This is a genomic window from Isoptericola sp. BMS4 (assembly GCF_011634835.1).
GTDB lineage: Bacteria > Actinomycetota > Actinomycetes > Actinomycetales > Cellulomonadaceae > Isoptericola.
In genome coordinates this window covers 3,801,529-3,819,830 of record NZ_SIRP01000001.1, presented here as the reverse complement: position 1 = coordinate 3,819,830, position 18,302 = coordinate 3,801,529, and the positions used below count along the sequence as shown (strand labels likewise).

At 75.1% G+C, this 18,302-nt stretch carries 15 protein-coding genes and 2 tRNA genes; 10 read left to right on the top strand and 7 right to left on the bottom strand.

All coding sequences use genetic code 11. The annotated features are described in order from the left end of the window. Positions 1–73: 73 nt before the first annotated feature. The 3 genes from EYB28_RS17225 (at position 74) to EYB28_RS17215 (ending at position 2,137) form a co-directional block, all read left to right on the top strand. On the top strand, positions 74–1,333 hold the full coding sequence (locus EYB28_RS17225; protein WP_166850414.1) for an ROK family transcriptional regulator: 1,260 nt from the start codon (positions 74–76) through the stop codon (positions 1,331–1,333). An 84-nt stretch (positions 1,334–1,417) separates the two neighbouring features. Next, positions 1,418–1,490, top strand: a tRNA-Arg gene (locus tag EYB28_RS17220). Positions 1,491–1,612: 122 nt separating this feature from the next. Then, a complete protein-coding gene (locus tag EYB28_RS17215; protein ID WP_166850412.1) occupies positions 1,613–2,137 on the top strand; it encodes a DinB family protein in 525 nt (174 codons plus the stop codon). A gap of 3 nt (positions 2,138–2,140) precedes the next feature. On the opposite strand, the gene EYB28_RS17210 is transcribed toward EYB28_RS17215, so the two are convergent. Next, entirely contained in the window at positions 2,141–3,460 is a 1,320-nt protein-coding gene (locus EYB28_RS17210; RefSeq protein WP_166852681.1) for an MFS transporter, read from the bottom strand. A 312-nt stretch (positions 3,461–3,772) separates the two neighbouring features. Here EYB28_RS17210 and EYB28_RS17205 point away from each other — a divergent pair, with 312 nt between their 5' ends. Together EYB28_RS17205 and EYB28_RS17200 are read left to right on the top strand one after the other, a co-directional pair. Then, a complete protein-coding gene (locus EYB28_RS17205) occupies positions 3,773–8,212 on the top strand; it encodes a hypothetical protein (protein WP_370459497.1) in 4,440 nt (1,479 codons plus the stop codon). A gap of 104 nt (positions 8,213–8,316) precedes the next feature. Beyond that, the gene (locus tag EYB28_RS17200; RefSeq protein ID WP_166843772.1) at positions 8,317–8,610 is read left to right on the top strand and encodes a hypothetical protein; all 294 of its coding nucleotides are present in this window, start codon (positions 8,317–8,319) and stop codon (positions 8,608–8,610) included. A 106-nt stretch (positions 8,611–8,716) separates the two neighbouring features. Here the strand turns inward: EYB28_RS17200 and mscL are convergent, their stop codons facing one another. From mscL to EYB28_RS17185, 3 genes are all read right to left on the bottom strand, one after another. After that, positions 8,717–9,118: a large conductance mechanosensitive channel protein MscL gene (gene mscL, locus EYB28_RS17195; protein WP_166850409.1), complete on the bottom strand. Its 402-nt coding sequence runs from the start codon at positions 9,116–9,118 to the stop codon at positions 8,717–8,719. A 103-nt stretch (positions 9,119–9,221) separates the two neighbouring features. After that, complete coding sequence (locus tag EYB28_RS17190) at positions 9,222–9,980, bottom strand: SAF domain-containing protein (protein ID WP_166850407.1); 759 nt, start codon at positions 9,978–9,980, stop codon at positions 9,222–9,224. Positions 9,981–10,073: 93 nt separating this feature from the next. Beyond that, positions 10,074–10,409 (bottom strand): FmdB family zinc ribbon protein, encoded by a 336-nt coding sequence (locus tag EYB28_RS17185; protein ID WP_166850404.1) that lies wholly within the window; start codon positions 10,407–10,409, stop codon positions 10,074–10,076. Between the two features lie 220 nt (positions 10,410–10,629). Here EYB28_RS17185 and EYB28_RS17180 point away from each other — a divergent pair, with 220 nt between their 5' ends. Then, entirely contained in the window at positions 10,630–13,197 is a 2,568-nt protein-coding gene (locus EYB28_RS17180; RefSeq protein WP_370459518.1) for a penicillin acylase family protein, read from the top strand. Here the strand turns inward: EYB28_RS17180 and EYB28_RS17175 are convergent. Next, positions 13,175–13,864 (bottom strand): 5-formyltetrahydrofolate cyclo-ligase, encoded by a 690-nt coding sequence (locus EYB28_RS17175; RefSeq protein WP_166850398.1) that lies wholly within the window; start codon positions 13,862–13,864, stop codon positions 13,175–13,177. The two genes, EYB28_RS17180 and EYB28_RS17175, sit on opposite strands and share 23 nt — an antisense overlap. A gap of 125 nt (positions 13,865–13,989) precedes the next feature. Here EYB28_RS17175 and EYB28_RS17170 point away from each other — a divergent pair, with 125 nt between their 5' ends. The 4 genes from EYB28_RS17170 (at position 13,990) to EYB28_RS20645 (ending at position 16,883) form a co-directional block, all read left to right on the top strand. Next, complete coding sequence (locus EYB28_RS17170; RefSeq protein ID WP_166850395.1) at positions 13,990–14,631, top strand: GNAT family N-acetyltransferase; 642 nt, start codon at positions 13,990–13,992, stop codon at positions 14,629–14,631. A gap of 89 nt (positions 14,632–14,720) precedes the next feature. Further along, positions 14,721–15,902: a hypothetical protein gene (locus EYB28_RS17165; RefSeq protein ID WP_166850392.1), complete on the top strand. Its 1,182-nt coding sequence runs from the start codon at positions 14,721–14,723 to the stop codon at positions 15,900–15,902. 51 nt (positions 15,903–15,953) lie between these two features. Further along, positions 15,954–16,029: transfer RNA gene (locus EYB28_RS17160), tRNA-Ala, on the top strand. A gap of 176 nt (positions 16,030–16,205) precedes the next feature. Continuing rightward, positions 16,206–16,883, top strand: a complete 678-nt coding sequence (locus EYB28_RS20645; RefSeq protein WP_370459496.1) for an NUDIX hydrolase — start codon at positions 16,206–16,208, stop codon at positions 16,881–16,883. Here EYB28_RS20645 and EYB28_RS17150 read toward each other — a convergent pair. Both EYB28_RS17150 and EYB28_RS17145 read right to left on the bottom strand, forming a co-directional pair. Beyond that, the gene (locus EYB28_RS17150; RefSeq protein ID WP_205710952.1) at positions 16,832–17,497 is read right to left on the bottom strand and encodes an MBL fold metallo-hydrolase; all 666 of its coding nucleotides are present in this window, start codon (positions 17,495–17,497) and stop codon (positions 16,832–16,834) included. The genes EYB28_RS20645 and EYB28_RS17150 overlap by 52 nt on opposite strands. Positions 17,498–17,553: 56 nt before the next feature. Further along, positions 17,554–18,198, bottom strand: coding sequence for a TetR/AcrR family transcriptional regulator (locus EYB28_RS17145; protein ID WP_166850389.1), 645 nt, complete (start codon positions 18,196–18,198; stop codon positions 17,554–17,556). Positions 18,199–18,302 lie beyond the last annotated feature (104 nt).

The window sequence follows — 18,302 nt, the reverse complement described above, 5'->3', positions numbered from 1 at the left end:
GTTAGCCGGGCACGGCCACGGCTGTTTGTTGTATGGCTGAACTATTGCGTGCCGCTGGGCTAGAGTCAAGATCGTGAGTGCCGAGGCGACGACGACGCAGCGCGAGCCCGGACGGGCCGCGCCCGACGGCGCCCGGGCGTCCCGCCAGCACACCCTGCGCGAACGCAACCTGCGGCTCGTCGCCCGCGAGGTCTTCTCCCCGTCCGGCGCGGGCACGACGGCCCCGGAGGCCGCCCCGGCGGTGACGCCACCACCGTCCCGCGCCGACGTCGCCGCCGCCACCGGGCTCACCCGCGCCACCGTCTCCACGCTCGTCGACCGGCTCGTCCGGGGCGGGCTCGTCGCCGAGCTCCCGCCCGTCGCCGCCCAGCGCGCCGGCCGCCCGGCCGTGCCCCTCGTGCCCGCCGCGCGCACCGTCGTCGGCCTCGGCATCGAGGTGAACGTGGACTACCTGGGCGTGCGGGCCCTCGACCTCGCCGGCGAGCGCGTGGCCGACGTCGTCGAGCAGGGGACGTTCCACGACTCCGACCCCGCCGTCGTGCTCGCCCGCCTCGGCGAGCACGCCGCGCGCGTCGTCGCCCGGCTCGAGGCCGAGGGGATGCGGGTCGCCGGCGCCCGGCTCGCCCTGCCCGGCCTCGTCGACACCCGCACCGGCGAGCTCGAGGTGGCGCCCAACCTCGGCTGGTCCGCCCTCGACCCCGTCGCCCTGCTCGGGCTGGACGACCTGCCCGTCGAGGTGGCGAACGAGGCGAAGCTCGCCGCGCTCGCCGAGCTCGCCGGCGACGTGCCGCCGTCGTTCCTCTACGTCTCCGGCGACGTCGGCGTGGGCGCGGGCATCGTCGTGGAGCGGCAGCTCTTCCTCGGCGAGCGCGGGTGGAACGGCGAGATCGGGCACGTCGTCGTCGATCCCGCCGGGCCCCGCTGCTCCTGCGGTGCCGCCGGCTGCCTGGAGCAGTACGCCGGCAAGGAGGTGCTGCTGCGGGCCGCGGGCCTGCCCGCCGACGCTTCGCCCGGCGACCTGCTCGCGGCGCTGGAGGGTGGCGACGGCGCGGCGCGGGAGGCGCTGCACCGGGCCGGGCGCGCCCTCGGCTCGGCCCTCGCCGACCTGGTCAACCTCGTCGGCGTGTCGACCGTCGTGCTCGGGGGCGTCTACACCGAGCTGGTGCCCTGGCTGCGCGGCGACGTCGTCGACGTGCTGGGTGAGCGGGTCCTCGCGGCGCCTTTCGTCGACCTCGACCTGCGCGCCGCCCGGGCGGGCGAGCGTGCGGCGCTGGACGGCGGGGCGCGCGAGGTGCTGCGCGAGGTCGTCGCCGACCCCGCCGTCTGGGTGTGATTGCCCGGCGGATGCCCGCGGGCGCTACCCTGTGGGAGGTCCGCGGTGCTCGCTCGCCGTCGGCCCGTCGCCGTACGGCGACGCGCGCCTGTAGCTCAGTGGATAGAGCACGGCTCTCCTAAAGCCGGTGTCGGAGGTTCGAGTCCTCTCAGGCGCACATCTCAGGCACCTTCCTGCCCGGCGTCCGTCTCTGTTCGTCAGGATTGCGACGACCGATCCTGACGAACAGAGACGCACGATGCGCGGCGGGCGGTCAGCGGGCGGCCGTACGCTGGCGCCATGCCGCTCTCCGACGTCGAGCCACGCCTGGACTCTCCCGACCCGGCCGCGCAGTTCGCCGCCTACCTCGACTACTACCGCGTCGCGGTGGCGCGGAAGCTCGAGGGGCTGACCGACGCGCAGCTCACCACGAGCCGGCTGCCGAGCGGCTGGACGCCGCTGGAGCTGCTCGCCCACCTGGTGCACATGGAGCGCCGCTGGTTCGTGTGGGGCTACCTGGGTGAGCAGGTCGCGGAGCCCTGGGGCGACCACGCCGACGGCGACCCGGAGCGTCCGTGGCGGGTGCCGGACGGTGCCACCGTCACCGACCTGCTGGACCGGCTGCGGGCCGGCGGCGAGCGCACCGGCGAGATCCTGGCCGCGCACGCCCTGGGCGGCCGAGCCGCCGTCGGGGGCCGTTTCGACGCCGGGACGACGCCGCCCACGCTGCTGTGGATCTGCTTCCACGTGCTGCAGGAGTACGCCCGGCACGCGGGCCACCTGGACGTCGCGCGCGAGCTCGCGGACGGCGCGACGGGGGAGTAGCCGTCAGCCGGCGGCGTCGTCGGGCCCGATGGCCTCCGTGTGCGCGATGTGCGCCAGCTGCGGCCACACGAGCACGAGCGTGAGGCCGGCGCCGACGAAGCCGAACCACATCGGCGCGGTGAGGCCCCAGTGCTCGGCCAGCACCCCGCCGAGCGCGTTCCCGACCACGATGCCGCCGAACAGCCCCATCATGTAGACGGAGGCCACGCGTCCCTGGAACCTTTCCGGCACGGCGCGCTGGCGGACGGTGTTGGACACCGTGCCCCACACGAAGCCGTACAGGCCGAACACGAACAGGGTCGCCATCGCCGCCCAGCCGGCAGGGGCGAGGGCCAGCGCGAGGTGGAACAGCACCTCCAGGCTCAGGCAGGCCTTCATCAGCGTGGCCAGGGAGAACCGCCGCTCCAGCCGCCCGTACACCACGGTGCCCACGAGCCCGCCGAGCGCCGCCGACGTCGTCAGCAGGCCGAACCCCACCTCGCCCATGTGCAGGTGGTCGAGGGAGTACGCGACGAGGATCCCCCACGGCGCGGCCCAGGTGGCGTTGAAGACCAGGATGACCAGCGCGAGCGTCCGCACGGGCGGGTGGTTCCAGAGCCAGCGCAGCCCCTCGGCGACCTCCTGCCGCGCGTGACGCCGTCGCCGGCCGTCAGCGTCGCCCCCGCGTCCGGCGCCTCGGGTCGGCGCCGGCAGCACGATCCGGCTCACCAGCAGCACGGCGAGCACGACGCACAGCACCTGCACGACGAACGGCCACGCCATCCCGGCCGCGAACAGGAACGCGCCCAGCGGCGGGCCCACGAGCTGGTTCGCGGTGAGGAAGCCCGCCTGCAGGCGGGCGTTGCCCATGCCGAGATCGGCTGGCCGCACGAGCATCGGCAGCAGCGTCTGCGACGTGGTGTCGGCGAACACCTCGGCCACGCCCATGAGCAGCATGGCGCCGAGCACGACGCCGATGCTCACGTGCCCGGTGACGATGACGACGCACAGCGCGGCCACGACGGCGGTGCGCAGCAGGTTGGCGACGACCACGAGGCGTCGCCGGTCCAGGCGGTCGGCGAGGACCCCCGCCCAGAGGCCGAAGACCAGCCACGGCAGGCGCTGCAGCATCGCGGCGAGCGCCACGAGGAAGGCCGAGTCGGTCTGGGACGCCACGAGCAGGGGACCTGCGGCCAGGGCGACGCCGTCGCCGATGTTGCTGGTCCAGGACGCCGACACGAGCCAGCGGAACCCCGTGCCCATCCGCGCCGGCACGACGGCCTCGACGAGCCGCGCCGCCGGGCCGGGTCTCGCCGGCTCGCGGCCGGGCCCGGCGCCTGTCATGCTCGTCACGAAACGGCAGCCTAGGCGCCCGTTGCGTCCCTGGCATGGGCAAATGTCGGACTTCGGGTTGCGAGAACGCCACGTCCCAGATATTGACGCGGGGCTTGTCGAGCGGTCACACTGCCGGTGTCAGCGCGCATCGCCCGCCCCCTGCGCGGTGCGCGCTGTCAGGTGCCGGGTCAGCCCGGCCTCGACGCCCCTTCGGACCCCCCGCCGGAGGGGCGTCGGCTTTGCCCCGACGTCGCGACCGGTGCGGCCGTCGTCGGCGTGCCGACGCCCGCGGGGCGCCCGCGCCGTTCTACCGTGCTTGGCGTGAGAGCCGTCCGACGATCCACCGCCACGACCGCGGTCGCCGCCCCCGACGGGGCGCCCGCCGAGCCGGGCGCGCGCCCGGCCGGGGACCGGAGCGCCCCGAGCCGCGACGGGAACGACGGCCGGCGTCAGGAGCGTCCCCCGCAGGGTTCCCGCCCGTCGTCGCCCGGGGACCCCGGCGCCGACCAGGGCCCGGGCGCCGGTGCGCCGCGCAGCGCCCCCACGCCGGCCGACACCGTCGAGTCGGCGGTCCGCGGATGGCGCACCTCCCTCGTCGAGATGGTCGGCGGGTCGTCGCTGTCCGACGTCGGGCTGCTCGGCGAGGCCGTCATCGACCTGTCCGCGGCGCACCCGTCCGGGGTGGCGCAGCTCTTCGCCGGCAGGCCCACCCGGCTGTCCAACCTGGTGCGCGAGGCCGACGCCCTGCCCACCGCCCGCCGTCGGGCCCGCGCCGTGGCGTCCCGCTCCGCCGAGTACGCGTCGCGCTACGGCATCGCGCCCACCTACCTCGCGATCGGCGTCGCCACCTGGGTGGAGCACGGCGACGGACCCGAGGTGCCGTTCGGCGGCGGTGGCCCGCAGCGCCACGACGTCGCCGCGCTCGCGCGCGTCGCCTCCGGCCCCGGGGAGGGCGCGGCGGACGGCCCGGCGCCGGACGACGGCGACGCCGGCGCCCCGCTGCCCGCGCCCGACGACGAGGCGCCCGCCCTGACGAGCTCGATCCCCGTGGTGACCATGGCGTCGCGGGAGGCGGCCGAGCTCCCGCCGGCACGCCCCCAGGACCCGGCCGACGACGCGCCCGAGGCACCCGCACCGGGCCGCGTCGTGCACGCCCCGGTGGTGCTGCGGCCCGTGACGATCACCCCGCGCGGCGACGGCGGCACCGACTACGACCTCACGCTCGAGCCCACCGTCGAGATCAACCCGGTGGTGGCGCGCACCCTGCGCGCCCGCGGCGCGCTGCTCGACCCCGCGTCGCTCGCGAAGGCCACGTTCACCCTCGCCGGGTTCGACCCGGCGGACGTCCTCGCGCGGATCACGTCCCTCGGCGAGGCCGTGCTGGACGACTTCCAGCTCGACCGCCGGGTGCTCGTCGGCACGTTCGTGCACCCCGGCCAGTCGCTCGTCGACGACCTCGACGAGCTCGCGCCGTCGCTGCACCGGCACGAGATCGTCGCGGCGCTCGCGGGCGTCGACGAGGCCGCGGGCCGACTCGGCGCGCTCGAGCTGCCGGAGCTCCGCCGCGGTGACGCCGACCCGACACGGGAGCGCGGCGTCGGCGACCTGGACCCGCAGCAGCGGCACGTCCTCGACGCCCTGTCGACCGGTGGGCACTTCTTCGTGGACGCCCCCGTGGGATCGGACGTCGCCGGCACCCTCGCGGCGGTCGTCGCCGAGGCGGCGTCGGCGGGGCGCTCCGTGCTGTACGTGACGGGGCACCGCCGCGCCGCGGACCGGCTCTCGCTGCGGCTCGCGGACCTCGAGCTCGACTCCCTGCTGCTCGACGTCTCCCCGCAGCCGACCTGGCGCGAGGACGTGACGCGGCGGCTGCTGTCGGCGATGGCGAGCGAGCCGGAGCAGGTCGACGCCGACGCCCCCGCACGGGTCCGCGACGCGCTGATCGGCACCCGCGCCCAGCTGTCCGCGTACATCGACGCGCTGCACGAGCGGCGGGCCCCGTGGCAGGTGTCCGCGTACGACGCGCTGCAGGCCCTGGCGCGCCTCACGTCCGAGCGCCCGGCGCCGTCGACGGCGGTACGGCTGCCGTCGGAGGCCGTGGGCAGGCTCGACTCCGGGCGGCGGCGCGAGCTCGCGGCGAACCTGGAGCGGGCGGCGGAGCTGGGCGCGTTCACGCTGCGGCCGTCGTCGACGCCGTGGTTCGGCGCCCACCTGCTCACCGACGACGACGCCCGCCAGGCGCTCGTGCGCGTGGAGCGGCTGCGCGACGTGACGCTGCCGCAGCTGCGCCGCCAGCTCGCCTACACGGGCGAGGTCACCGGCCTGACCACGCCGACCACCGTGCGCCGGTGGGGCGAGCAGCTCGCGATGCTCGGCGGGATGCGCAGCACGCTCGACGTGTTCCACCCGATGGTGTTCGAGCGCACGGCGGCCGACCTCGTGCAGGCGACGGCCTCGCGGCGGTGGCGCGCCGAGCACGGCGTCGAGATGGGCTGGTTCGCCCGCCGCCGCCTGCGCAAGCGCGCCAAGGACATGGTGCGCCCGGGGATGCGGGTGCCCGACCTGCACGCCGCCTTGGTGCAGGTGTCGGAGCAGCGGGAGGTGTGGGCCCAGCACGCGCAGCGCGGCGGCTGGCCCACCCTGCCGGAGGGGCTCGCGTCGATCGAGGACACGTACGAGGCGGTGCGCATCGACCTCGAGGCGCTCGAGCCGGTGCTCGCGTCCACCCCCATGGCGGGGGGCCTGCTCGACCTCGACCTGGACGGGCTTGCGGAGCGGCTGCAGCGCCTCGCGGGCGACGCCGAGGCGCTGGGCTCCCTGCCCGAGCGCACCCGGCTGCTGCGCGACGCGCGAGCCGCGGGCGTCGGGGACCTGGTCGACGACCTCGCCGACCGCCGGGCCCCGGCCTCCCTCGTCGGCGCCGAGGTCGAGCTGGCCTGGTGGTCGTCGGTGTTCGAGCAGCTGCTGGCCGCCGACCCCGCGCTGGCCGGGCAGGACGGCGCCGGTCTGGACGCGCTCGCGCGCCGGTTCCGTCGCCTGGACCGGGAGCACCTCGCCGCCCTGTCGCAGCCGGTCCGGATCGCCGCCCGCGCCCACCTCGGCGCGGCGATGCGCGAGGACCGCGACGGCGCCGAGGCGCTGTTCACCGAGCTCATCGAGGGCCGGATGACGACATTGCGCGACCTGGCCGAGCGGCACGGCGACGTGCTGCGCCGGCTGCGCCCCGCGCTCGTCGCCACGCCCACGCTGGTGCCCCACCTGCTCCCGGCGCACCGCACCGCGGACCTGGTCGTCCTCGACGCGGTGCAGCACGTGCCGACCGAGGTCGTCGTCCCGGCGCTGGCGCGCGGACGCCAGGTCGTCGTGGTGGGCGACCCGCGCTCGGCGTCCGGGTCGAGCGTGCACGAGCTGGCCGCCCTGCTGCCCACCGTCACCCTGCAGCCCCACGACAACCGCCGGGACCCCGAGCTGACGCGGCTGCTGGCGGCGCACGGCTACGAGGGCCTGCTGCGTCCGGCCCCGCTGCCCCGCGCGGAGGCCCTGGTGCACCTGGACGTCGTGGACGGCACCGGGATGCCCGACCCGGCCTCGGGCAGCGTGGAGAGCACGCAGGCGGAGGTGGACCGCGTCGTCGAGGCGTCGATCGAGCACGCGCTCACGCGGCCGGAGGAGACCTTCGCGATCGTCACCGTGACGGCGGCGCACGCGGACCGCGTCCGCGAGGCGCTGCTGGCCGAGGTGCGGGCGAACCCGGCCCTCGCCCCGTTCTTCTCCGGTTCTCGGCCGGAGCCGGTCGTCGTCGCCGACATCACGGGCGTTGCCGGCCTGTCCCGGGACACGATCCTGCTGTCTGTCGGCTTCGGCCGGACGCCGCACGGCCGGGTGCTGCACCGCTTCGGCGTGCTCGGCGAGGCCGGCGGGGGCGCGATGCTGCTGGGGGCGCTGGGCGCCACCCGCAAGCGCCTCCAGGTGGTCTCCTGCTTCCGCGCCGACGCCCTGGACCCCGAGCGGCTGCGCGGCGCCGGGCCCCGGCTGCTCGCTGACGTGCTCGCGCTCGCCGAGCGCCGGTCCGGCGTCGCGGACCAGGTGCTGCTCGGCAACGGCGTGGACGTCGGGCGGGCGCCCGACCGGCTGCTCGTCGACCTGGGGGAGCGGCTGTGGCGCCTCGGGTACCTGGTGGAGACGGACTACGGCGCCGAGGACGGCGACCGCATCCCGCTCGCCGTCGGGCATCCCGACCTGCCCGGCGAGCTGCTCGTCGCGGTGCTCACGGACGACGTCGCGTACGTCGCGGAGCCGTCCGTGCGGGTGCGCGACCGCCAGCTCGCCGAGCGGCTCGAGCGCGTGGGATGGGTCGTGACGCAGGTGTGGTCGGCGGCCGCGTTCCTCGACCCCGACGGCGAGGCGGACCGGGTGCGCCGCCTGGTGCAGCAGGTGCGGGACGCCCGGCTCGGCACGCCCGGCGGCGTGGTGCCGCCCCGCGAGGTCGTGGTGCCCGTGCTCCCCGAGGAGGACGACGCCCCCACGCATCCCGGGGACGACGACGTCGCGCCGCCGGACGACACGGCGCAGGCCGCGATGGAGGACGCCACCGACCAGGTCGAGGGCGAGGCCGTGCAGGTCGCGGAGGGAGCCGACCCCCGTGCGGGCGCTGCAGACGAGGAGCGCGCGGGTGAGGGCTCCCCGGACGAGCACCTCGCGGACGCAGGGCCGGCGGAGGACGATGCCGTGGAGAAGGACTCGACGGCGGCGCAGGACTGAGGGCGCACCGTCACGACAACGACGTGGGGGTCGCTACCTGACGGGGTAGCGGCCCCCTCGTCGTTCTCGCGGAAAGGGCGGCGCCGAGGAGCCAGAATGGTGGGATGAGGACATCAGGGCCGCACGACGTGGACGTGCCCGACGAGCCCCCTGCCCGGTCGCCGGAAGCTGAGGCCGGCGGGCGCCGCGTCAGCGGGTCCGGCGTCCGGAGCACCGGCGACGACGAGACCCGAGGCAGCGGCACCGACAGCGGGAGATCTCCGGGCCGCCGTGGCCCCCGGCGTGCCGTGCGCCGCGGCGCGGAGCGCGAGGCGGTCCTCGGCGTCACCGAGGACGAGCGGGGCGGCCACGACTCCAACGACGAGCGGCTGCGCCGGGACGTCCCCCCGCACTGGTGAGGGGGACGCCCCGGCGCAGCCGCCGTCGACGCGCCGATGCCGTCGACGCGCCGATGCCGTGGGCCCGCGGCGCGCCGAGAGCGCGTGCCCGCGGGTCGTGCGCCGGTCAGGACCGCGGGCGGTCCGACTGCGTGGCGAGCAGGTCGCGGATCTCGGTGAGCAGGGCGACGTCCTGCGGAATCTCCTCCGGCTCCGGCTCCTGGCCGCGTGCGCGCCGCTCGGCGAGCTTGTTCAGCGGCATGACGACGACGAAGTACAGCGCCGCGGCGACGATGAGGAAGTTCAGCACCGCGTTGAGGAAGACACCGATGCTGAAGAGGGACTCGTTGATCTCGAACGACCACACGTCCGAGATGTCGGGCTTCCCGAAGATCGCCGCGATGAGCGGGTTGATGATCCCGTCGAGGAGCCCCGTGACGACGGCCGCGAACGCGGTGCCGATGACGATGCCGACGGCGAGGTCGACGACGTTGCCGCGCATGATGAAGGCCTTGAACCCAGCCAGCATTGTTCCCCCAGATCAGTGGGTCCCGGGCACGCCGCGGGACGGTGACTTCTGCCGGTGGACGATTCTCACGGCGCCCCGCGCACGGTGCAAACGTGGCGCGCGGTCAGGGGACGAGGACGGCGCCGACCGTGCCCCAGCCGGAGGCGGCTGACAGGCCGGGCGCGTCCTCGGGGGAGACCGCCACGAGGGTGATCCCGCCGTCGCCCGCGGCGCCGCCCGTGCCACCGGTACCGAGAAGGCCGCCCGCCACCCCGGTCTCGCCGTTCGCGGTCGCGGGGCGCGGGAGCACCAGCGCCCGGCGGGCGAGGTAGTCGCGCTCCGCCGGCGCGCGAGCCCCACCGTCGCGCCCGGAGGCTGCGTCGTCCACGCGGCTGAGCAGGTCGACGCGGTCGCCGGGCCGCAGCCAGCCGGCGGCGGTGTCGTCGAGGCGGACGGGGACGACCACCGTCCCCTCGGGCGCCTGGGCGGCCACCTCGCCGCCCGAGAGCAGGGCGGCGTGCAGTGGGAGGCCCGCGGGCAGCGCCACCGCGGGCGCCCGCCCCACGGCGTCGCGCGGGTCGGTGAGGACGCCGTCGGGCGCGAGCGCGGCGGGGACCGTGCGCGTCTCCAGGTCCGAGGCGCCGGCCTTCTTTCCCGCGACGAGCCGGTGGGCGGGGACGACGACCTCGACCGTGGGCGGGGGAGCGGGGCGCAACGCCTGGACGACGAGGGCGGCGGCGAGGGCGCAGCAGGCCGCCGCCACCACGTACCGGCCGCGCCACAGCAGTCCGCGCGCCCGGCGGGCCACGCGCCGTCGTGCCGCGGCGGCCTCGGCGTCGGGTGGTCCGCCCCGGGCAGGCGAGGGTCTCGGGTTCTGGGGCATGGCGGCGACGCTAGGTCGCCGGTGCCGGGCCCTCGCCGGGCCGGGCCAGAACGGTGGACGGAGCCGTGCGGGGGGCAGGCTCGTCCGGAGACGTCAGGCGGAGGCGGCCTTGGACGAACCGGAGGACGAGCTCGACGAGCTCGACGACGACGCCCCCGAGGACGACGAGCCCGAGCCGCCCGAGGACCCCGACCCGGAACCCCCGGAGGAGCTGCCGGACGACGAGCTGCCGGAAGACGAGGTCGACGTGCTCTTGCGGGAGTCGTTGCGGTAGAAGCCCGACCCCTTGAAGGTGACGCCGACGGAGCCGAACTGCTTGCGCAGCCGCCCGCCGCACTCGGGGCAGACGGTCAGCGAGTCGTCGGTGAACGCCTGGTGGACGTCGAAGGCGTGGCCGCAGTCGGCGCACCGGTACGCGTAGGTGGGCACGTGTTCTCCTCGGGGCTGACACCGCCGCCCCGGCCGGGACGGCTGGCACTCAAGTCGTGTGAGTGCCAATCATACGCCGGGCTGTAGTCTCGCCTCCGTGTCAGCGACCGCGACCCCCGCCGCACCCGGAAACCCGCCCGGAGACGACCCGTCGTCGGACGCCCCCGACCGGACCGGGGGCAAGCCCCGTCGGCAGCGCTCCCGGCTGCGTCGGGTCGTCGTGGGCCTGGCGGTCGTGGTGGTGCTGGCCCTCGTCGCGAGCACCGTGTTCGCCGTCGTCACCGTGCGCCGGCCGCTGCCGGAGCACGACGGCACGCAGAGCGTCCCCGGCCTGTCCGCCTCGGTCGACGTGCGGCGCGACGCCCAGGGCGTCCCGCACGTGTACGCGGACGACGCCGAGGACCTCTTCCGCGCCCAGGGGTACCTGCAGGCGCAGGACCGCTTCTTCGAGATGGACTACCGCCGCCACGTCACCTCCGGGCGGCTCGCGGAGCTCGTGGGCGACGTCCCGGAGGCGATCGAGGCGGACAAGGTGATCCGCACCTTCGGCTGGCGCCAGGTCGCCGAGGAGGAGTGGCACCTCGTCTCCGACGAGACCCGCGCCTACCTGCAGGCGTACGCCCAGGGCGTCAACTCCTACATCGCGGACCGGGACCCGGAGGAGCTCGCCGTGGAGTACACGGTGCTCGGCGCCACCGTCGAGGTCGACCAGCCGGAGCCCTGGGACCCCGTCGATTCCCTCGCCTGGCTCAAGGCCATGGCCTGGGACCTGCGCGGCAACTACGACGACGAGCTGGACCGCGCCCTCGCTTACAGCACCCTCGGGGACACCGACCTCGTCGACGAGCTCTTCCCCGCGTTCGACACCGCCGGCAACTCCCCGATCCTGCAGTCCGGCGACCTCGAGCCCACGGACGACGGCGACGACGCCACCGGCGGGTCCGACGAGCAGGTGTCCTCGGCGCTCGTCGCCGGGCAGGCGCCCGCCGCGGCCGCCGCCGTCTCGTCGGCCCGCTCCGCGCTCGACGCGATCCCCGTCCTCGTGGGCCGCGGCGACGCCGCGGGGTCCAACTCCTGGGTCGTGTCCGGGGAGCACACGGCGTCGGGCGAGCCGCTGCTCGCCAACGACCCCCACCTGTCGCTGTCGGCGCCCGGCATCTGGTCGCAGGTGGGGCTGCACTGTTCGGAGGTCACCGAGGCGTGCCCGTTCGACGTCGCGGGCTTCTCGTTCGCGGGCTTCCCCGGCGTCGTCATCGGGCACAACGGTGACCTGGCCTGGGGCCTGACCAACATGGGCGCCGACGTCACCGACTTCTTCATCGAGCGGGTCCGGGGCGACACGTGGCTGCGGGACGCCGAGGCCGAGGAGTGGGACCCGATCGAGACGCGGACGGAGACCATCCGCGTGGCCGGCGCCAGTCCCGTCGACATCACCGTCCGCAGCACGGACCACGGCCCGATCGTGTCGTCCGTCCTGGAGGACGTCGACGAGGTCGTGGGCTCGCCCACCGAGACCGGCACCGAGTTCGGCGAGTACGCCGTCGCGCTGTCCTGGACGGCGCTCCAGCCCGGGCGCACCGCCGACGCCGTCTTCGCCTTCGACACGGCGCGGGACGCCGACGACGTGCGGGACGCGGCTGCCCTGTTCGACGTCCCGGCGCAGAACATCGTGTTCGCGACCACCGACGGGCACATCGGCTACCAGGCGCCCGGCCGTGTGCCCGAGCGCGCCGACGTCGACGGCCCCGTGCCGTCCGACGGGAGCTGGCCGCGGCCCGGCTGGGACCCGGACTACGACTGGCAGGGGTGGGTGCCGGCCGAGCGGATGCCGCGCGCCCTCGACCCCGAGGACGGGTTCGTCGTGGCGGCGAACCAGGAGGTGCTGCCGTCCGGCACCGGCCCCTTCCTCACCCGCGACTGGGACTACGGCTACCGCTCCGAGCGGATCCGCACGCTCCTGACCGACCAGATCGCCACCGGCCGGCCGTTCACCGCCGCGGACATGAACCGCATCCAGAACGACGACTGGTCACCGTTCGCCGAGGCGCTCGTGCCGACGCTGCTCGACGTCGAGATCGACGGCTCGTACGACGCAGCCGGCCAGGAGGTGCTGGCGGACTGGGACTACCGCACCGGCGTCGACTCGCCCGCGGCCGCGTACTTCGCCGCCGTCTGGCGCAACCTGCTGGCCGAGACGTTCTGGGACGACCTGCCCGAGGGCATGCGCCCGGACGGCGGGTCGCGGTGGCTCGCCGTGGTGACCCGGATGCTCGAGCGCCCCGACGACCCGTTCTGGGACGACCGCACCACCGTGAACGTCGTCGAGACCCGCGACGAGATCCTCACGCGCGCGCTGACGACGGCGCGGCGCGACCTCACCGTCGAGCTCTCCAAGGATCCGGAGCAGTGGGACTGGGGCACCCTGCACACGCTGCGCCTGGAGCACCCCGTGCTCGGGGGGCCGACCGTGCCCGCGCTGGTGCGCGACTACATGAACCCCTCGCCGGTGCGCATGCCCGGCGGCTCGTCGATCGTCAACGCCACGGGGTGGGACGCCGGCTCGAGGAGCTTCGAGGTCACGACCGGGCCGTCGATGCGGATGGTCGTCGACCTCGCGGACCTGGACGCGTCCACCTGGGTGACCGTCACGGGCACGTCCGCGCACCCGGCGTCGCCGCACTACGACGACCAGCTCGACGAGTGGGCCACGGGCGAGACGTTCGCGTGGCCGTTCTCCCGCGAGGCCGTGGAGCAGGCGACCGAGGTCAGAGCGACGCTGACGCCCTGACGGGGTCACCCGCCGGTGCCGGCAACGGGCGCCAGCCCTCGGGCGTCACCACGGCATCGACGGGCACGTCGTGCTCCTCGGAGGGCAGGGGGTGCTCGTCCCCGTCGTACACCTCCTCCGGGAAGACGATCGCGACGACCGGCACGCCCGGGCGCACCTTCGTCAGCAGCCGGTCGTACCAGCCGCCGCCCTGGCCCAGCCGGACGCCGCGTCCGTCGACGGCGAGCGCCGGGGCCACGACCACGTCGGCCTGCGCGATCGCGTCGGCGCCGAGCGTCGGGCCGGACGGCTCGGGCGGCCGGCCCGGGGCTCGTTCGAGGAGGTCGTCGGGGCCGGCGTACTCGGCCCAGTCGCGGGCCAGCCCCGCGCCGAGCACGGGCAGCAGCACCCGCACGCCGCGCGCCGACAGGCGGTTCAGCAGCTCGCCGGTGCCCGGCTCGGCGGGCCGTGACGCGTACGTCGCCACGGTGCGGGCCTCGCGGACGGCGGGCATGGTGTCGAGGACGTCGGCGACGGCGACGGCGGCCTCCGCGCGCAGCCGGGACGAGCGCTCGTCGCGGTGCGCGCGGATGGCTCTGCGCAGTTCCTCCTTCGCCTCCGAGGGGCCCATCCCCGCGACGAGCGGGTAGGGCTGATGGGTCGAGGATCCCTTGCGGTCGCCGCGCATGGAGACATTGTGGCAGGGTCCGATGCCGAGGGGGTCCGGCGTGCGCCGGACGGTGCCGCTCGTCGGCGACCCGGAGGGGACGGCTCGGAGAAGAGAGCCCGCAACGGTGCTCGGATCGAGGTGGCATGACGCACAGGCTCGCCAGGGGGTGGTCCCTGTCCCGGCCGTGGCCGGTGACCCTGCGTGAGGACGGGCCGCACGGGGCGGTGGTGCTGCGACCGCTGCGCCGTCGTGACGGGCCCCGGTGGCTGCAGCTGAGGGCGGAGAACGCGCGCTGGCTGGAGCCGTGGGAGGCGACGGCGCCCGGCGAGCAGGTCGGGGCGGCGTCCTTCGGGGAGTACGTGCGCCTGCTGTCGGCCCAGGCGCGGGCGGGCACGTCGCTGCCGTTCGTCGTGGAGCTGGACTGCGCGCTGGTCGGCCAGCTCACGGTGTCGCAGATCGTGTTCGGCTCGCTGTGCTCGGCGAGCATCGGGTACTGGGTGTCGGAGCACGTCGCCGGTCGGGGCGTCATCCCGACGGCGGTCGCGATGGCGGGAGACTACTGCCTCACGGTGCTCGGGCTGCACCGCGTGGAGGTGAACATCCGGCCCGAGAACGCCGCGAGCCTGCGCGTGGTCGCCAAGCTCGGCTTCCGCGACGAGGGGGTGCGGCGCCGCTACCTGCACATCCAGGGTGCCTGGCGGGACCACCGCACGTTCGCGCTCACCACGGAGGACGTGCCCGAGGGGCTGCTCGCGCGCTGGCAGCGCACCCGCGACTCCGCGTAGGCCGCTCGTGCGGCCCGGCCGACTCCGGGTCGCCGGACACGCCGCGCCGGTGCCGACCCTGAGGTCGCGGGTTCCCCTACCGTCGTGACGTGGAGTATTCGGCATCAGGTCTCGCAGCCCTCGCGCTGGCGGTCCTGTGCCTGGGGTTCTGGGTGCCGCAGCGGATGCGGCTCCGCCAGCAGGTCGCCGACTCCCGCGTGGACGACAGGTTCTCCACCGGGCTGCGTGTCCTGGCGGTGGCCGACGGCGGTGCGGGGCGTCCGGCCGCCTCGCACGGTGGTCCGGCCCCTCGCCCGGCGCTCGGCCCGGCGGGCGGGACAGGAGAGGAGCGACGGATGGGTCACGACGACAGCGGGCCCCGTCGTGGGGCCGTCAGCCCGGCCGCTCGCGCGTCCCGCCTCGCCCAGCTCGAGCAGCGGGCCGCGCGCGCCCGCCGCCGACTGCTGCTCACCCTGCTCCTCGGGCTGGCGACGGCGGTCGGCTGGATGCTGGTCGCGGTCGGGCTCGTCGCCTGGCCGGTCGGGGCGGCGCCGTCGGCTCTGCTGCTCGCCGTGCTGGCCGCCGGCCGGGTCGCGGCACGGTCGGCCCGCCGCGCGGACGCCCGCTGGCTGGCGGAGCGCCGCAGCGCCGAGCGCCGGGCGACGCAGGCCCGCGCCCTCGCGAACGGCGGCCCGTACGCGCCCCGCAACCGTGCCCGCGTCACCGGCCACGCCGTGCACGGGTCGACGACGCACACGCAGATGATCCCGCGCGTCACCGTGACGGACCCCGGCCCGCAGGCAGCCGGTCGCGCACCGCGTCCCGGCGCCGACGACGGCCCCGGCGACGCGAACGCCGGTCAGGAGCCCGCACCCCGCCCCCGCCCCCGCGCGCTCGAGGACGAGGCGCCGGCGCGGCCCGACGCCGAGACGCCGAGCGCCGTGGCGCCGTCCCCGCCTCCGGTGGGCGGGGAGCCGTGGGAGCCCGTGCCCGTGCCCCTGCCGACGTACGTCACCAAGCCGCCCGCACCGCGCCAGTCGCCGCGCCCGATGACCGGCGCCACCCCCGCGGTGTCCCGCCCGGCGGCGCGCGGTCCGTTCCCGGGCACCGGGAACGGCGCCCCGAGCTCGGCCCCTGCCCGGGACGATGCCCCGGGGACCGGCGCCCGGGCCGACGACGGGCAGCCGGGCGACCAGGCGACGCGGACCGCCGGCGACGAGCCGCGCCCCCGCACCGAGACGCTCGGCCTGCCCCTGGACGAGATTCTCGCCCGCCGCCGCGCCGCCGGCTGACCCTCGATTTGCCCAGTCTCAGGGGCGGGAGCTAATGTTGGACCCGCTCAAGGGGCTATGGCGCAGTTGGTAGCGCGTCTCGTTCGCAATGAGAAGGTCGGGGGTTCGAATCCCCCTAGCTCCACCACCAGGGGAAACCCCGTTCGACCAGAGCAGATGCTTACGGTCGGACGGGGTTTCGTCGTTGCGCAGGAGTCGTCGTCCCCGTCCCGGGTGCTCCGGGGCGTCGTCGTGGTGGTTCAGGCCGGGGCTGTCGGCCCTCGCCCGAGATAGCGATTCGTCGTCGACCCGCCGATCCTCGAAGTGCTCGCTCTCGTGGCAGTTCCCCGCCGGGGCGGTCGAGCCGGGGGAGACGTTCGGCAGGCCGCTGTGCGTGAGACCGCTGAAGAGGCCGGCCTCGTCGTCGAGGCCGTCAAGATGCTCGGCGAGCGCGTCCACCCGAAGACCGACCGCCTCATGGGCTACGTCGCGTACGAGAGTGTCGGGCCAGCATGTCTTCAGGGCGGTGGCGAGGCCGGAACCGCCGTCTGTCACGACGACCCTCGGCGGCGGGATGCGTTCGAGAAGAGCGACCCAGGCGGCGCCGTCGATCGGCCAGGTCTCGCCCGAGGCGATCTCGGGCGGCGTGATCGCCCCCCGTCGAGGACGGCGATGATGATCGACATCGACAATCCGTCGCGGAGCATGAGCCTGCGCGTCGACGAGTCGGTGCTCGAGGAGCGTGCGCACGCTGGACGCCGCCGGCTACCGACCGCAGCAACCGCGAGCGGCCCGCCTCCGCGTCGATGCGCGCCTGTGCCGCGATGGCGTCCTCGGCCGACCGCGGTGCCATGCGCGACGTCGAAGCCGTGGAGCGGGCGACGCGCGAGCAGCATCTCCGGAGCGCGATCGCGCCTACCTGAGACGGAGGCAGCAGCTGGCTGTGGGTGTCAGCGGTTGTCGCCGGCCTGTACCCGGGCGATGATCGCGCCGACGCGTTGACGGATCTCGTCGCGCGAGTTGATGAGCCCGTACGGGGGACTGTCCTCCGTGGCACCCCACGGCACCAGGACGTCGAAGTCGAGATCTCGAACGAGTCGAAGGCTCTCGAGGTAGGTGGGGCGGAGAGTCTCGTCGAGGACGACGGCCTTCCACTCGCCGTGTTCGATCCAGATGAAGTCTCCGGTGAACAGAAACCGTCGGTCGCCGTTGTTCCACAGGTAGCTGGTGGTGCCGGGCGTGTGGCCCGGGGTAGGGATGACTTGGAGATCGTCTCCGATCATGTGTCGCTCGGCGAAGGTCCCCGCCACCGGCAGCGATCGACTGACCTCAGCGTGGTCGCGCTCGTGGACGTAGACGGGAACATCGAGCTCTGGTGCGCCGTACATGGCTTCATGGGCGTGATTGACCAGCAGCCGGCTCGCACCGCCGAGGGCGCGGATGGAGTCGGCTGATTCGGTCACGCCCGGGGAGTTGTAGACGACGACGTTGCCGGTGGGACGTTCGAGGATGAACGACCGCAGCAGCACGTCGTGCTGGTACGGCAGACGCGCCGTCGGGGTGGCGAGCAGGCCTGCGGTAAGGGTGGTCAGCGGGCGGCTGTGGGGAGTGTTCATCGTCCGATCCGTTCTCATGGCTCTTCGATGCGGGGGAGCCCGGGTGAAGGGTCTTGTCAGCCGGCGCGGCCGAGAGCCGTCATGCTGTCGGCGAAGGACAGCGCTGCCGGGGTGAGCGGGAGGTTGTGCGCACCGGGGCGGGTGCCGTCGATGATCAGCCGGGCGTAGCGTTCCCAGACGCCGGGATCTGAGTCGCGGGTGATGTCGGCGACCGCGCCCACCATGTAGCCCAGGAGGCAGATCTCCTCCGCGCGGAAGTCCGGCCGGAGCTCGCCGGCCGCGATCGCCTGCTCAACGAGCGCGCGCGCCAGGGGGACGAAGTGCTCCTCCAGGGCTGCGCTGAAGCGACTCCTCCGCCCGGGTTCGGCAAGAACGGCGTCGAGCCCACGGTCGGAGGCGCGCATCGTCATGACGCCGAACATCAGGTCTCGGACCGCCGCGCCAGCGTCCTCGACCTTGGCCGCGCCATGGGCGAGCGCGACGAGAGCGTCGAGCTTCTCGTCGAGCAGCACGTCGAGAATCGCGTCCTTGTCCGAGAAGTTCCGGTACACCGTGCCGACGCCGACCCCGGCAGCCCGGGCGATGTGGTTCAGTCCGGCTTCTGATCCGCGTTCGGCGAAGACGCGAGCAGCGGCGCCGATGATGCGGAGACGATTGCGCTCGGCATCGGCGCGCGGCCCGCGTGGTGACTGTGTGCTCACGGAGACGAGACTACTACGAAGCGGAATCTGATTATCCGGTTCCGCTTCAGGTAGCGGCCGGCCGCTGCTCGTGGGATGGGGCCGCACGTCGGTCTCCGATCGCC

Excerpts from the sequence above, each read along its gene's own strand:
- EYB28_RS17215 (WP_166850412.1), top strand. The coding sequence starts at position 1,613 with ATGCCGCTCTCCGACGTCGAGCCACGCCTGGACTCTCCCGACCCGGCC.
- EYB28_RS17210 (WP_166852681.1), bottom strand. The coding sequence starts at position 3,460 with ATGACAGGCGCCGGGCCCGGCCGCGAGCCGGCGAGACCCGGCCCGGCG.
- EYB28_RS17200 (WP_166843772.1), top strand. The coding sequence starts at position 8,317 with ATGAGGACATCAGGGCCGCACGACGTGGACGTGCCCGACGAGCCCCCT.
- mscL (WP_166850409.1), bottom strand. The coding sequence starts at position 9,118 with ATGCTGGCTGGGTTCAAGGCCTTCATCATGCGCGGCAACGTCGTCGAC.
- EYB28_RS17190 (WP_166850407.1), bottom strand. The coding sequence starts at position 9,980 with ATGCCCCAGAACCCGAGACCCTCGCCTGCCCGGGGCGGACCACCCGAC.
- EYB28_RS17175 (WP_166850398.1), bottom strand. The coding sequence starts at position 13,864 with ATGCGCGGCGACCGCAAGGGATCCTCGACCCATCAGCCCTACCCGCTC.
- EYB28_RS17170 (WP_166850395.1), top strand. The coding sequence starts at position 13,990 with ATGACGCACAGGCTCGCCAGGGGGTGGTCCCTGTCCCGGCCGTGGCCG.
- EYB28_RS17150 (WP_205710952.1), bottom strand. The coding sequence starts at position 17,497 with ATGAACACTCCCCACAGCCGCCCGCTGACCACCCTTACCGCAGGCCTG.